The 13,424-nt window shown below is 56.6% G+C and carries 14 protein-coding genes; 9 read left to right on the top strand and 5 right to left on the bottom strand.

Annotated features, from left to right (window positions below; translation table 11 throughout):
- The first annotated feature begins 448 nt into the window (after positions 1-448).
- From xth to LNA76_RS03775, 5 genes are read left to right on the top strand one after another with little or no spacing between them, the layout of a single operon-like run.
- Complete coding sequence (xth, locus tag LNA76_RS03795) at positions 449-1,231, top strand: exodeoxyribonuclease III (RefSeq protein WP_094196869.1); 783 nt, start codon at positions 449-451, stop codon at positions 1,229-1,231.
- 15 nt (positions 1,232-1,246) lie between these two features.
- Positions 1,247-1,576 carry a hypothetical protein gene (locus tag LNA76_RS03790; RefSeq protein WP_094196870.1) on the top strand — a complete coding sequence of 110 codons (330 nt, stop codon included), beginning with the start codon at positions 1,247-1,249 and terminating at the stop codon, positions 1,574-1,576.
- A 37-nt stretch (positions 1,577-1,613) separates the two neighbouring features.
- Positions 1,614-2,258 (top strand): guanylate kinase, encoded by a 645-nt coding sequence (gene gmk / locus LNA76_RS03785; RefSeq protein WP_230017978.1) that lies wholly within the window; start codon positions 1,614-1,616, stop codon positions 2,256-2,258.
- Between the two features lie 35 nt (positions 2,259-2,293).
- Entirely contained in the window at positions 2,294-2,497 is a 204-nt protein-coding gene (gene rpoZ / locus LNA76_RS03780; RefSeq protein WP_003799665.1) for a DNA-directed RNA polymerase subunit omega, read from the top strand.
- Between the two features lie 21 nt (positions 2,498-2,518).
- Positions 2,519-4,798, top strand: coding sequence for a RelA/SpoT family protein (locus LNA76_RS03775; protein WP_094196872.1), 2,280 nt, complete (start codon positions 2,519-2,521; stop codon positions 4,796-4,798).
- Between the two features lie 174 nt (positions 4,799-4,972).
- Here the strand turns inward: LNA76_RS03775 and LNA76_RS03770 are convergent, their stop codons facing one another.
- From LNA76_RS03770 to LNA76_RS03755, 4 genes are all read right to left on the bottom strand, one after another.
- Positions 4,973-5,317: an AzlD domain-containing protein gene (locus LNA76_RS03770; RefSeq protein ID WP_230017976.1), complete on the bottom strand. Its 345-nt coding sequence runs from the start codon at positions 5,315-5,317 to the stop codon at positions 4,973-4,975.
- 9 nt (positions 5,318-5,326) lie between these two features.
- Entirely contained in the window at positions 5,327-6,010 is a 684-nt protein-coding gene (locus LNA76_RS03765; RefSeq protein WP_125276757.1) for an AzlC family ABC transporter permease, read from the bottom strand.
- Between the two features lie 27 nt (positions 6,011-6,037).
- Positions 6,038-6,904 (bottom strand): M23 family metallopeptidase, encoded by an 867-nt coding sequence (locus LNA76_RS03760; RefSeq protein WP_230017974.1) that lies wholly within the window; start codon positions 6,902-6,904, stop codon positions 6,038-6,040.
- Between the two features lie 69 nt (positions 6,905-6,973).
- Complete coding sequence (locus tag LNA76_RS03755; RefSeq protein WP_230017972.1) at positions 6,974-8,932, bottom strand: SurA N-terminal domain-containing protein; 1,959 nt, start codon at positions 8,930-8,932, stop codon at positions 6,974-6,976.
- Between the two features lie 161 nt (positions 8,933-9,093).
- On the opposite strand from LNA76_RS03755, the gene ugpQ reads away from it, so the two are divergent.
- Together ugpQ and LNA76_RS03745 are read left to right on the top strand one after the other, a co-directional pair.
- Positions 9,094-9,849 carry a glycerophosphodiester phosphodiesterase gene (gene ugpQ, locus LNA76_RS03750; RefSeq protein ID WP_230017970.1) on the top strand — a complete coding sequence of 252 codons (756 nt, stop codon included), beginning with the start codon at positions 9,094-9,096 and terminating at the stop codon, positions 9,847-9,849.
- Between the two features lie 25 nt (positions 9,850-9,874).
- Positions 9,875-10,729, top strand: coding sequence for a 23S rRNA (adenine(2030)-N(6))-methyltransferase RlmJ (locus LNA76_RS03745; protein WP_108727555.1), 855 nt, complete (start codon positions 9,875-9,877; stop codon positions 10,727-10,729).
- Positions 10,730-10,744: 15 nt separating this feature from the next.
- Here the strand turns inward: LNA76_RS03745 and LNA76_RS03740 are convergent, their stop codons facing one another.
- Complete coding sequence (locus LNA76_RS03740; protein WP_094196878.1) at positions 10,745-11,479, bottom strand: pseudouridine synthase; 735 nt, start codon at positions 11,477-11,479, stop codon at positions 10,745-10,747.
- Between the two features lie 36 nt (positions 11,480-11,515).
- Here LNA76_RS03740 and LNA76_RS03735 point away from each other — a divergent pair, with 36 nt between their 5' ends.
- Together LNA76_RS03735 and LNA76_RS03730 are read left to right on the top strand one after the other, a co-directional pair.
- The gene (locus LNA76_RS03735) at positions 11,516-12,091 is read left to right on the top strand and encodes a chorismate--pyruvate lyase family protein (RefSeq protein WP_230017968.1); all 576 of its coding nucleotides are present in this window, start codon (positions 11,516-11,518) and stop codon (positions 12,089-12,091) included.
- A gap of 50 nt (positions 12,092-12,141) precedes the next feature.
- A complete protein-coding gene (locus LNA76_RS03730) occupies positions 12,142-13,350 on the top strand; it encodes an MFS transporter (RefSeq protein WP_094196880.1) in 1,209 nt (402 codons plus the stop codon).
- Positions 13,351-13,424: the final 74 nt, after the last annotated feature.

Below are 13,424 nucleotides of genomic sequence, written 5' to 3'. Positions count from 1 at the left end.
TCACGCGCTGCGGCCAAGCACTTCCATCGTTTTTGGCCCACCGTTCCAACTTGGCCTGCAATTTAACACAAGCAGGCGCGTGATCTACGCAAAAAACCCTCTTTTTAGTGCCCTAAAAACATCAATCTGTCCACAACGGCATTCAGGTCTTGAACCCTGACTTTGTAGCTGTTACATGCAGACGGTTTGAGGGTAAATTTCTTGTCCGAGAGTGTCTGTTTTTCACTACGACCTAGAACAAAGATCAAGTCGAGCGGTCAATTTCATCCCCATCGCCTCGCTGGCTTTAAAACCAGTCCCTGGCTAGCGCTGATATGATGGCGGCATTCGCGCACGCTAAACGCCCTCTTGCCCGTTTCCGACACGCTGATGGCCGCCTCTGCACCACCTCTACCGACAAAGCTCCGCTCCAGCGGCTTCCTCTGCTTTATTTAGATTGTCTGACACCATGAAACTCACCACCTGGAACGTGAACTCCCTGAACGTCCGTCTTCCTCAAGTTCTGGACTGGCTGGCCGCCAACCCCGTCGATGTACTCTGCCTTCAAGAGCTGAAACTGCCCGACGAGCGTTTTCCTTTGGAGGCTTTTCAGGAAATGGGATATCACGCTCACTGGGCAGGTCAAAAAACCTATAACGGCGTCGCCCTGATTTCCCGCGAGCCGGGCACGGATGTGCAGCGCAATCTGCCCAATTACGAAGACCCGCAGCAACGTCTGCTGGCCGCCACCTACCCATCGCCTGACGGCCCGGTCCGCGTGATTTGTGCCTACTGCCCCAACGGGCAGTCGCTCGAGAGCGAAAAGTACAGCTACAAGCTGGAATGGTTCGCCGCCCTGCACGACTGGTTGGAAAAAGAATTGCAGCAGTATCCCCGTCTGGCCATCCTGGGCGACTATAATATTGCCCCAGCTGACCAGGACGTTCACGACCCTGCCAAGTGGGCCGATGATGTTCTGGTCTCCCCGCCCGAGCGGGCCGCCTTCGAGCGCTTGCTGGCACTGGGCTTGCATGACGCCTATCGCCTGTTTGAGCAGAGCGGCAGCCCGTTTACCTGGTGGGACTATCGTCGTTTTGCATTCCGCCGCGACGCCGGTTTACGCATTGACCATGCCTTGTTGTCCGATGCCTTGAAAACCCGTTGCTCAGCCTGCGACATTGACCGCGAACCGCGTGCCAATGAACAGCCCTCGGATCATGCACCTGTTACCGCTACTCTGTCCTTTACCTGACATAGCCACTGAATTATGCAACTACAAAGCCAAATCATTGAGCAGACTGACTCGGGCTACGTGCTTGAGATCATCCTGGAGCAAGAGCACAAGATCTGGGCGTATCTGGCCATCAGCGAGCCTGACCTGGACGCCGTTGCCAATATCGTCCCCCCCGAACAATTCGAGGCAGGTGGCGACGTGCACGTCATGGCCATCGCCCAGGCCGACGATGCCGCCCAGGAAGTACAAGAGGTTTTGTTTTCCATGAACCCCAACGACACGGTCGTCTTTTTGTGCTCGGACAAGGCCAGTGTGATGGCTGTCCTGACTGAGTTTGGGCAAACCGACCTAAGCAGCAATTAATTCTTTTATAAAAATCTACTTCTAGAGTCTGCTCTCCATGTCCACGAGCTATCCTGGCACTGTTTTTATGGTTGTCGCCCCCAGCGGGGCGGGCAAATCCAGTCTGGTCAACGCCCTGCTGGCCAACGATTCCAACATCATGCTGTCCATCTCGGCCACGACCCGAGCACCACGCCCTGGTGAGACCGACGGCGAACACTACTTCTTTGTGGACAAGGCGCGCTTCGAGCAGATGTGTGCCGACAACGCCATGCTGGAATGGGCCAAGGTGCATGACAACTACTACGGCACACCACGCGAACCCATTCAGAAAGCCCTGAATGCAGGCCGCGATGTGCTGCTGGAAATCGACTGGCAAGGCGCCCGTCTGGCCCGCGAACATTTCCCCGAAGCCGTAGGCATTTTCATTTTGCCGCCCTCCTTGCCCACCTTGCAGGCGCGTTTGCGCAAACGCGGACAGGACAGCGAAGAGATCATTGCCCGCCGCGTCGAGGCTGCCGAGCACGAAATCGCCCATGTTCGTGACTGTCAATATGCTATTATCAATGAGGATTTTGATACGGCATTACAGCAGCTATTGAGTATTGTGCAGGCCAGTCGGTTGCGCACTGCCACTCAGTCAGTACGGCATCGCCAACTCTTTCAACAATTAGGCGCAGATGCCCTGCTGAATCAGGGCTGATCTCCTTCTTATTTCTTTTTGATAACAGGTCTACTATGGCTCGCATCACTATCGAGGACTGCCTGGAGCAAGTCCCCAATCGCTTTAAGCTCACCTTGGCAGCCGCCTACCGTGCGCGCGAACTGGCCCAAGGCCACGAACCACGCCTGGAAAGCAAGAACAAGCCTACGGTTACCGCCTTGCGAGAAATCGCCTCCGGCGCGACCGGTCTGGAAATGCTGCGCAAAGTTCCTACCTGATAGGCACAAGCGGAGCACGGTATGGCATTTTCAGGTTTACGGGGCGCATCGTCTGGGCTGTTGGCCGTCCTTAAAAAGGGTTCACGGCTAGGTCGTCGCAAGCCTAAAGAAAAGAACACCCCGGCACTGGCACAATCCGCGCAGGAAAGTGCCAACCCGCCTATTGCCTCACTGGCTCCGCTAACCAAGATCATCTCGCAGTACCTGGACCCGAAAGATGTAGAACGGGTACGGGAAGCGTATCGCTTTTCCGATCAGGCCCACCTGGGGCAATTTCGCGCCAGTGGCGAACCCTATATCTCGCACCCCATTGCCGTCACAGAAATCTGTGCAGGCTGGAAGCTGGATACCGACGCCTTGATGTCGGCCCTGCTGCATGACGTGATCGAAGATCAGGACGTCACCAAGCAGGAACTGGCTGAAAAATTCGGTACTGATGTAGCCGAGATTGTGGACGGTTTGTCCAAGCTGGAACGCCTGGAGTTTGCCACCAAGACGCAGCAACAAGCCGACAGCTTTCGCAAGATGCTGCTGGCCATGTCGCGTGATGTGCGCGTCATCCTGATCAAGCTGGCCGACCGCTTGCACAATATGCGCACGCTGGACGCCGTCAAACCTGAAAAACGCCGCCGCGTAGCCCAGGAAACCCTGGATATCTACGCTCCGATTGCGCATCGCCTGGGCCTGAACGCCCTGTTTCGCGAGCTTCAGGACCGCTGCTTCAAGGCCATCTACCCCAATCGCTACAAGGTGCTGCACAAGGCCCTGCTCGCCGCTCGTGGCAACCGCCGTGAAGTGCTGGGCAAAATCACCGAAGCGGTCAAGATTGCCCTGCCTGCAGCCGGCATTGATGCTGAAATCTCCGGTCGTGAAAAGTCGCTCTACAGCATTTTCTGCAAGATGGTCGAGCAGAAAAAATCCTTCTCGGACGTGCTGGATATTTACGGCTTTCGCATCATTGTTCATACCTTGCCCGAGTGCTATCTGTCCCTGGGTACGCTGCATCAGCTCTACCGCCCCGTACCGGGCAAGTTCAAGGACTACATAGCCATCCCTAAAGTGAATGGCTATCAATCCCTGCACACCACCTTGATTGGCCCTTACGGCACCCCCGTCGAGTTCCAGTTCCGCACCCGCGAAATGGACCACGTGGCTGAAGAAGGCGTGGCCTCTCACTGGCTGTACAAAGAAGAAGACGTCACGCTGAACGATTTGCAAAAGCGTACGCACCGCTGGTTGCAATCCTTGCTGGACATCCAAAGCCAGACGGGTGACTCCACAGAATTCCTGGAGCACGTCAAAGTTGACCTGTTCCCCGATGCGGTTTACGTCCATACACCCAAGGGCAAGATTATTTCCCTGCCACGCGGTGCTACGCCAGTGGACTTTGCCTACAGCATCCATACCGACATCGGCAATCACGCTGTTGCCTCCAAGATCAATGGCGAGTTTGCCCCGCTGCGCACCGAGCTGAAAAGCGGTGACTCGGTGGAGATCATTACCTCCCCCGCCGCCCGCCCAAGCGCGCAGTGGCTGAACTACGTCCGTTCCGGCCGTGCCCGTTCGGAAATTCGCCACTACCTGCGTACAGTTAAATACGAGGAATCCGTAGCTTTTGGTCGCCGCCTACTCGATCAGGCCTTTGACCAGCTAAGCCTGCCTCATGCTACGGACGACGATCCAAACTGGGACAAGCTGGCCAAGGGTTCAGGCGCAGCGTCCCGCGAAGAAATTCTGGCTGATATTGGCTTGGGCAAACGCTTGGCAGCCGTTGTGGCTCGCCGCTTTGCCCCAGAAAATCCCCTGCTGGAAACTACTGCCGCAGAATTTGACGAAATCAGTGCCAACACCTCGGCACCGATTCTGATTCACGGTAACGAGGGGCAGGCCGTACAGTTGGCGCCGTGTTGTGGCCCGCTACCTGGTGACGCCATTATTGGTGGTATCCGCTTAGGTCACGGTCTGGTCGTTCACATGGCGGAATGTGCTGTGGCACAACGCGCCCAGGCCAAAGAACCCGAGCGTTGGGTGCCGGTGATGTGGGACAGCAATACCGCCCGCCACCTCTCGACCCGTCTGGATGTAACTGCGATCAACGAGCGCGGTGTCCTGGGCCGTCTGGCTGCTGAAATTACCGATGCCGACTCCAACATCCTGCATATATCCATGCCGGATGAATCGGCTGCAACCTCCGTGCTGCACCTAACCGTTCAGGTGGATAGCCGCACCCATCTGGCCCGCGTGATTCGGGCAATTCGCCATGTACCCCAAGTTCAGAAAATTGTGCGTGTGAAGGGTTAAACCCGCTTGCAAACCAGTTTTCAGCCGTACAAAAAACGCCCGCTCACTAGCAGGCGTTTTTTTTGGTCTGAGACCTGACAGCAGACACTCAATAAAAAACAGGCGACTCCCCCTTCTTGCCTACCCAACATAAATTGCCGTGATCGATCAGCAAGAGAGCTTCGACCAGATCATCTACACACCCACATAAGCCACGCACAGGCCGTAGGCCAGCACGCCGGTCAGTGTTGAGCCCGCGATACCACCCGGCCAGCGGCGGCCCAGCAGCACCCCTGCCAGACCTGCCAGCAAAGGCGGCAAGTCCAGGGACATCTGCTCGGGGCGCAGCAAGGAAATCAGGGACACGACGAGCAAAGACACCACACCTGCCGGACCGATAGCGCCAAACAGGCGCGGCCAGATCGAAACGCGACTGGGGTCCGCCTTGCCTTGGCGTCCACCCAGGCGCAAAGGCAGGTAACGAATCAAAAATGTGCCTACGCCCGCCAGCACAATCATGAGCAGAAAACTCCAATCCATCTCTACTCCTTAAGCGCGGCGCAAGGCCATTAGGCCGCCGGCCAGCATACCGACAATAATGGCCAGATACGAGGGCAAGAAAGCCATGGCCAGCACTGCCCCGACAGCGGCTGCCACCAGCACCGGCAAAGGTGCGGAACGGCGGATTTCCAGCAGCAAAGCAAAAAACAAGGCAGGCAAGACAAAACCCAAGGTCTTCTCCAGCACAGGAGACTGGCCCAGCAGGTCGCTGGCAAAGAATGCCCCCAAAGCGGTGCCCAAGACCCAGGAGAGGTAAGAGCCTAACTGCAAGCCACAGTACCAGGACTCTTGCTCTTGGGCCGGCTGGCGGGCCACCCCGGCCGCAGAAGCGGCAAAGACCTCGTCAGTCAAACCTGGAGCCATGAACAGGCTGGACACAGTTCTGGGCCCGGTGAAAAAGCCCATCAAGGTCGGGCCGTAGAACACATGGCGCAGGTTCATAAGCAGCACAATACCCAAAATACTGGGATAGGCCGCCCCTGCGACCAACAGGCTGATCAAAATAAACTGGCTGGCCCCGGCGTACACAATCAGGGACACTAGAACCGCCAGCCAGGGCGACAGGCCTGCATGTACCGCCGTCAGCCCAAAGGAAATCGCTACGGGGACATAGCCCAAAGCGATAGAGGCGCTGTCTCGCAAGCCTCGTCGATATGCCGAACCGATGATCATGAAAAACCTTGCAGCGCCTGACTAGGCCTAGAATGCACCAATAAAGATAGCGGGGTCCACCCGTGCGTTATTCAGACTGACGTTCCAGTGCAAATGAGGGCCGGTCGCACGACCCGTCGCACCGGAGCGCGCTACGACATCGCCCTTGCTGACACGATCGCCCACACGCACATCAAAGGCCGACAAGTGACAGAACATGGTGATCAGGCCCTGGCCGTGATCCACAAATACGGTTTTACCGTTAAAGAAGTAGTCCGCCACGATGGTGACAACCCCATCGGCAGGCACTTTGACTGCCGTGCCGGTAGGCGCGGCAAAGTCCAGACCCGAATGTGGGTTACGCTCTTGGCCATTGAAGAAACGGCGCAGACCAAACGGACTGGTCAGGCGACCCGGAACGGGCTTTTCAAAGACCACATTGCTGGGGCCTTCGTTGCGAAAGCTGGCATAGGCCTGCATCTGCTCTTCATACTCGCGCTCAAAACGAGCCTGCTGCTGCGGGTCAGGATTCACATGAGACTTGTTTTTCAAGGTAATGCGCTGCTCCCGATACCGCTTGCTGCCCACCTGGAACGCCACACCCGACTGCCCCTGTACCGAGATGCTGTGCTGGCCCGGCTGGGTTTTCAGGTCCAGCCCAACAATCGCTTTCCAGCGCTGGTCAGCATCCTGAATTACCAGAACACGGTTGCCATTAAAGTGCGCCACCGGGGCTGAGCCACCTGATCCCAGGTCCAGCACGGCTACCCCACCCGGCACAGGACGATGCAGAGTACGTTCGATGAACGTGCCCTGCCCAGGCGCGGCCTGTGCCAGCCACGGAGCGGTCAGGCCCCAAACAGTTGCGGCGCCTAAAAGGCGCCGCCGTACCAGAGAAATATCAGTGTGATTCATCAGAATGCTCTTTGAAAAACACCCTGGAGCCTGAGAGCTCCAGGGTTACCGGCCCTGATTCAAGCCGCCTTATTCATCCTCACCACTGGAGGTCAACTCTTTTTCTGCTTCGGGCAGAATCTGTACCTTCTCTTGTACACGCATCGCCTGCAAAACAGCTTGGGTCTCAGTACGAGCCATGGCTTGCGTCAACTGTGCCGTCAACATGTTCAGACCGGGATTGCCCGCCTTGCCGGGTTGGTGACTCAGAATCTGCACGACGGTGTAGCCCTGGGGCTGACGATCACCCACATACGCAGGCAACTTGTCCACGGGATTGGCCAGAACCTTGTTCAGCAAGGCTTCATCCATTTCCGGGAATTCAGCACGGCTCACAGCAAACTGGGCAGAGAAATTTGCTGGTTCGCTACCGGCTTGCAACTGTTTCAAGTAGTCTTCACCCGCTTGTACCGCCAGGGCAGCCGCCTTTTCACGGCGCAGGTTTTCCTCAGCAATCGTACGTACTTTATCCAGCGCAGGCACATGAGCGTCGGTTACGTCGATCACCCGCAAGGCAATCAAGGTGTCAGGGGACACTTCGACAACGCCCGCATTCTTGCGCGAAGCCAAAGCCTCGGCATTGAACAGCGCCTGACGCACACGGCTATCATCCAGCACGGCCGCATCGGGGCCATTGGCGGCAGCCAGATCACCCTCTACTTGCGAAGCAGGAATCAAACCTTGACGGCTGATACCTTCAGCTTGCTTCAAAGTCAAACCCAAGGCATTGGCCGCCGCTTCCAGACTGTCCTCATTGTCGTAGACCAGGTTGGTCAGCTTGCTGGCCATATCGGCAAAGCGCTCAGAGGCCAGTTGCTTGCGCACTTCTTCCTGAACCTTGCTGCGGGCCTGCTCGAAAGACTCGCCTTGCTCGGGCTGAACCTCATTGCTTTTGAAAATATGGAAACCGTTGGGGCCTTCGATCACGCCGGACACATCACCCTTTTTCAGAGCAAATACCGCATTTTCCAACACGCTGGGCCAGGAACCTTTGCTAATCCAACCTAGCTCGCCACCTTCGCGGGCACTACCTTCATCTTGGGAATTAGCACGCGCCAGATCGGCAAAATCGTCTTTATTGGCTTGCGCTTTTTCAGCCAGCTCACGAGCCTTGGTCTGGGCCGCTTCGCGTTCGCTGTCGGAAGCGCCCGCCGGTACATTCACCAAAATATGGCTGATATTTACGCGGCCAGGCTGCACATAACGTGCCTTGTTCTGCTCGTAATACTGCTTGAGCTGTTCGTCTGTGGGCGTAGGCAGATCCTTGAAGGCTGCGGCCTCATTCAGCAACAGGTATTCCACCTTGACTTGCTGTGGCAATTCCAGCGATTGCTTGTTGGCATCGTACCAAGCCTGCAGGTCTGCATCGCTGATCTGCACCTCGGGTTCAAAATCACGAGTCAAGAAAGTGCGAGTGCGCACACCGCGCTCTTCGGTCAGGGCGATTTCCAGTTTGTTCATGACGCTAGGCAGCATCGAAGTGCTGGCAGCGACCGGGCCAAGCACACGTTGCAGGGCCAACTGACCACGCTGACTTTGCTCGAAATCACGGGTATCGATGCCGGCCGAGGCCAAAACCTGGCTGTAAAGGGCAGGTGAAAAGACGCCGTTTTCCTGAAACTCCGGCATGGTAGCGATATAGTCGCGCAACGCAATGTCGGACACGTTAAAGCGATCAGCAGTGGCCACTTCGATTTGTACACGTTGATCAATCAAGGACTCCAGCAATGCACGACGGCTCTCCAGGCTGTCGGCCTGGGCCAGATCAAAACCGGAAGGATTGTTGCGCTGCATATCATCCAGCTGCATGCGGCGCGCACGATCAAATTCCTGGGATGTAATGGCGCTATCGCCAACTTTGACAATATCGCTATCGCCAGAAACGTAGCTGGAGTAGCCGCTGACACCAATCAATACAAAAGATGGCAAAATCAGCACTAACAGGACCAGCTGCATGACGCGTTGGTTCTTACGGATAATCTCGAACATTAATCATCACCTACTTTCGCTTGCAGCAGGGCGCTGCGGGTGGCGCATCAGACCGGCAAGCCGGCTCGGCCTGAAAATATACCGTATATGAAAACCGTACAGTGTACAGCCCCGGTTAAAATAGTACATTGGCTTTTTATCACGCCTCTTGCGAGTCCGCCATGCCTTCACTGAACCATCACTGGCCCTACCCCGCTTTGATCGCCCACCGTGGCGCCGGCAAGATTGCCCCGGAAAACACCCTGGCTGCCATTCGGGTCGGTACCCAGAATGGTTTTCGCATGATGGAGTACGACGTCAAACTGAGCCGCGATGCGGTTCCCGTACTACTGCACGATGACCAGTTGGAGCGCACCTCCAATGGTCAGGGTATTGCCTCCCGGCTGACACTGGCCGAACTGTCAGCCCTGGACTTTGGGGCCTGGCATTCCTCGGCCTACGCCGGAGAGCCCATACCCACATTAAGTTCGATAGCCGCCTTTACCCTAGCCAATCAGGTGCACAGCAATATCGAAATCAAGCCCACCACTGGGGACGAGGCGGAAACGGGTCGACGGGTTGCCCTGGCTGCGCAGGCTCTGTGGGCACAGGCCAGCTTGCCGCCTTTGCTGTCTTCTTTTTCCGAAGCGGCTTTGGAAGCGGCCCAGCAAGCCGCCCCCACCCTGCCCCGCGCCCTGCTGATTGAAGAAGACGTTCCGGCAGACTGGCCTGAACGCCTGGAACGCCTAGGCTGCATGGGTCTGAATTTGAATGATCGTTTTGTCAGCCAGGCCTTGGTTCAGGCGATTCGGCAAAAAGGCTATACCGTAGCCGTATGGACCGTCAACGAGGCTGAACGGGTACGCGAGCTGCTGGATTGGGGATGCAATGGCATCTTCACTGATAAAGTCACTACCATTCGCCCCGATACGCTTTAATTAAACCGCAACATCAGGATTTCTCTTGTTCAGTTACCGTCACGCCTTTCATGCTGGCAATCACGCGGACGTGCTCAAGCACGCCACCTTGCTGCATATCTTTAATTACTACGCTCAAAAAGACAGTGCTTTCAGCATCATCGATACTCACTGCGGTGCCGGTATCTATGATCTGGAACACGATTGGGCGCAAACCAAGGGCGAGTTCTACGACGGCCTGGACCGGGTCTTGCAGCAAGATGACTACCCGGAGCTGGTGGAACACTATATTGATGCCATTGCCGACCTGAACCCGGACGGCACGGCACGCTACTACCCCGGTTCCCCCTGGTTGGCACTGGAGCGCTTGCGCCCGCAAGACAGCTTTCATGGCTTTGAGCTACATCCGTCCGAATTTGAAGTCTTGAGCGACAACGTGGCGCAATTGTTCCCTCAAGGCAATCGTCGAGTACGTCTGTACCCAGACAATGGGTTTGAACAGTTGGGGCGCCTGCTACCGCCGCCATCGCGACGCGCCATCGTGGTGATGGACCCCTCTTACGAGGCCAAATCCGACTATCAACAGGTCTTGAACAGCGTCAAAAATGCCCTCAAGCGATTTGCTCAAGCCTGTATTGTCGTGTGGTATCCCATTGTGCAACGGCCCGAAGTGCAGGCCTTACAACGCAAGCTGGAGCAACTGGATACACCCTGGCTGCATGTCAGCCTGTCGGTTCGTGCTCCGGCCAAAAATGGGTTGGGTTTGCATGGCAGCGGCCTGTTCATCAGCAATCCTCCCTGGACGCTGCTCAAGGCTCTGGAACAAAGCATGCCGTGGTTAACAAAAACGCTGGCCCAGGATGACAAGGCCAGCTTTCAACTTCGTCATTCGGGGCTGTAAGCCGCCCCTTTGCCTTTAGGCCAGGCGCTCGGACTCTTTCATGTAGCGCCACTGGCCCATAGGCAGGTCGCCCAGTACCAGTTCGCCAATACGCACACGCTTCAAACCCACAACCTTCAGACCGACCAGCTCGCACATGCGGCGAATCTGGCGTTTCTTGCCTTCGCGCAAAATGAAACGCAGCTGGTCATCGTTCTGCCAGGACACTTGGGCAGGCAGCAAAGGCTTGCCATCCAGGCTCAAACCAAAGTTCAGCAGTTCCAGGCCGCGCTCGCTCAGCTTGCCGGTCACACGCACCAGATATTCCTTGTCGATGACCGAGTCTTCGCCAATAATCTGCCGCGCAATACGACCATCCTGAGTCAGGATCAGCAAGCCGGTGGAGTCAATATCCAGACGACCAGCCGGGGCCAGACCGCGCAAATGCGCTGGGTCAAAGCGTTGGCCACCGCGGCCACCCTTGTACTGCGTGGCCGCGCCGATCAGGGAAACCGCATTGCGATAACCGGCTTCAGCTTGCCCCGACACATAGCCCACGGGCTTGTGCAACAGGATGGTGGCACGTTGGGTCTGGCGCTGACGCGCCTGTTTTTCCAGTGTGATTTTCTGATTGGGGTAGGCTTTACTCCCCAATTCAGAGACGATTTGACCGTCCACACGAACCCAGCCGCGTTCGATGAAGGCATCCGCCTCACGGCGTGAACACATGCCGCGCTGGGCCATTAATTTTGAGATACGTTCTTTTTCCATGAGCGCTATTTTATGGCTTTGGCGATAATACAGGACATGAAATTTTCCTCCAGCACAAAAAAACCCTGGCACGAGCGAATTCATCCCTCTGCCACCCCTGCCCAAAAGTACTGGCTACACCGTCCCGGCGCACTGACCACCGGTTTACGCCGCTTGGGCAACGTCCATCTGGAAGTCGTCAGCGAATACACGTGCCGCTTGAGTCCTCAAGAAGCCGCTTTGATTCAAAAGCCACTGGGCACGCTGGCCTGGATACGAGAAGTATCCATGTCCGTGGACGGAATCCGTTGTGTGATTGCCCGCAGTTTCACTCCCCTGCCCGCCTCGCACAGCGTCTGGCAGGGTATGCGCCGGCTACGCAGCCGACCGCTGGCCGACATGCTTTATAACGATGCCCAGATACAACGCTCGGCTTTTTTAAGCTGTCGATTGAATCGGGGCATGAGCGTTTTCCGCACAATTGAGCGCGCCCTGGCCAGTAGTGACGAACCGGTTCCGCCGGCTCAGCAGATTCTGTCTCGCTGCTCCGTCTTCTGGCGGCACGGTCAACCCCTCCTGGTGGCTGAATCCTTTATGCCAGCCTTCTGGGCACGTGGTGCTACACTGGCTTAGCCAAAATTCAGCATTAACTAATAAAACAAAGTTATATACCGAGACCCGCCATGTCCACGCAAGTCGATCCAAGCCGTCGCAACGCCTTTATTCTTTCTGGAATGCAAGCACTTGGCGGGGCCAATCCGGCATTGGTGGTGGCGCTTAGCAGTCTGGTCGGGCAAAAAATGGCCAGCAGCCCGGACCTGGCAACCTTGCCGGTGGGTATTTTCAACCTGGGGTTGGCCATCGGCATTTTGCCTGCCGCTTTTCTGATGCGCCGTTTAGGACGCCAAGGTGGCTACATCATTGGTGCCTTGCTGGGCATAGGAGCGGGCCTGTTGGCTGCTGCCGGGATTTACAGCCTGTCCTTTGTCCTGTTCTGTGTGGGCACCCTGTTGGCCGGGCTGTATGCCTCTTATGTACAAAGCTATCGCTTTGCCGCTGCGGATGACGCCAGCGATACGTTCCGACCCAAAGCCATTTCCTGGGTTATGGCCGGAGGGCTGTTGGGAGCAATTATCGCTACCCAGACGATTATCCATACTCAGGACATCTGGCCGGATCACCCCTTTGCCGCCGCCTTCCTGGCGCAGGCGGCCTTGGCAGCCCTGGTCTTGCCTTTTGCCTTTTGCCTACGCTTGGCGCCAGGCACACGAAATCAGCAAGAGAAGATACCCTACACCGGACGCCCCTTGCGCGTGATTGCCTCCAACAGCTACTTCATTATTGCGGTCATCGCTGGGGTCGCTTCCTACGTCCTAATGAATTTTCTGATGACGGCCTCACCCTTGGCCATGGTCATGCACGGTCATAGCCTGAAAGAATCCACCCTGGGCATTCAGTGGCATATTCTGGCCATGTTCGGTCCCAGTTTTTTTACCGGCAATCTGATCAAACGCTTTGGCAAAATCCCCGTCACCTTTGCGGGTGTACTCTTGCTGGGGCTGGCCAGCATTGTGGCGCTGCTGGGTATGACGGTGCCGCATTTCTGGGTCAGCCTGATTTTGCTGGGCCTGGGCTGGAACTTTGGCTTCATCGGTGCCACCAATATGGTGGTGGACTGCTACCGTCCCGAAGAGCGTGGTCGTGTGCAGGCATTGAATGACTTCATCATCTTTACCTGTGTGGCCTTGTCCTCCTTTACCTCGGGTCGTGTGCTGGCCGTCTATGGCTGGTACGGCGTCAATACCTGGACGCTGCCAATTTCGGCAGTGGTCATGCTGGCCCTGGCCTGGCTGTACGTCAAGAACAAGCGTCAGCCCTACTTCGCCACTTAATCAAAGCGACGACTCATGAAAAACGGCCCCCAAGCCTGGATGTCATCCCAAGCTTGGGGGCCGTTCTTCCTGCA

The sequence above is a fragment of the Alcaligenes sp. MMA genome, assembly GCF_020907215.1.
Taxonomy (GTDB): Bacteria; Pseudomonadota; Gammaproteobacteria; order Burkholderiales; family Burkholderiaceae_B; genus Alcaligenes; species Alcaligenes aquatilis.
This window is presented reverse-complemented; position numbering and strand designations above follow the sequence as displayed.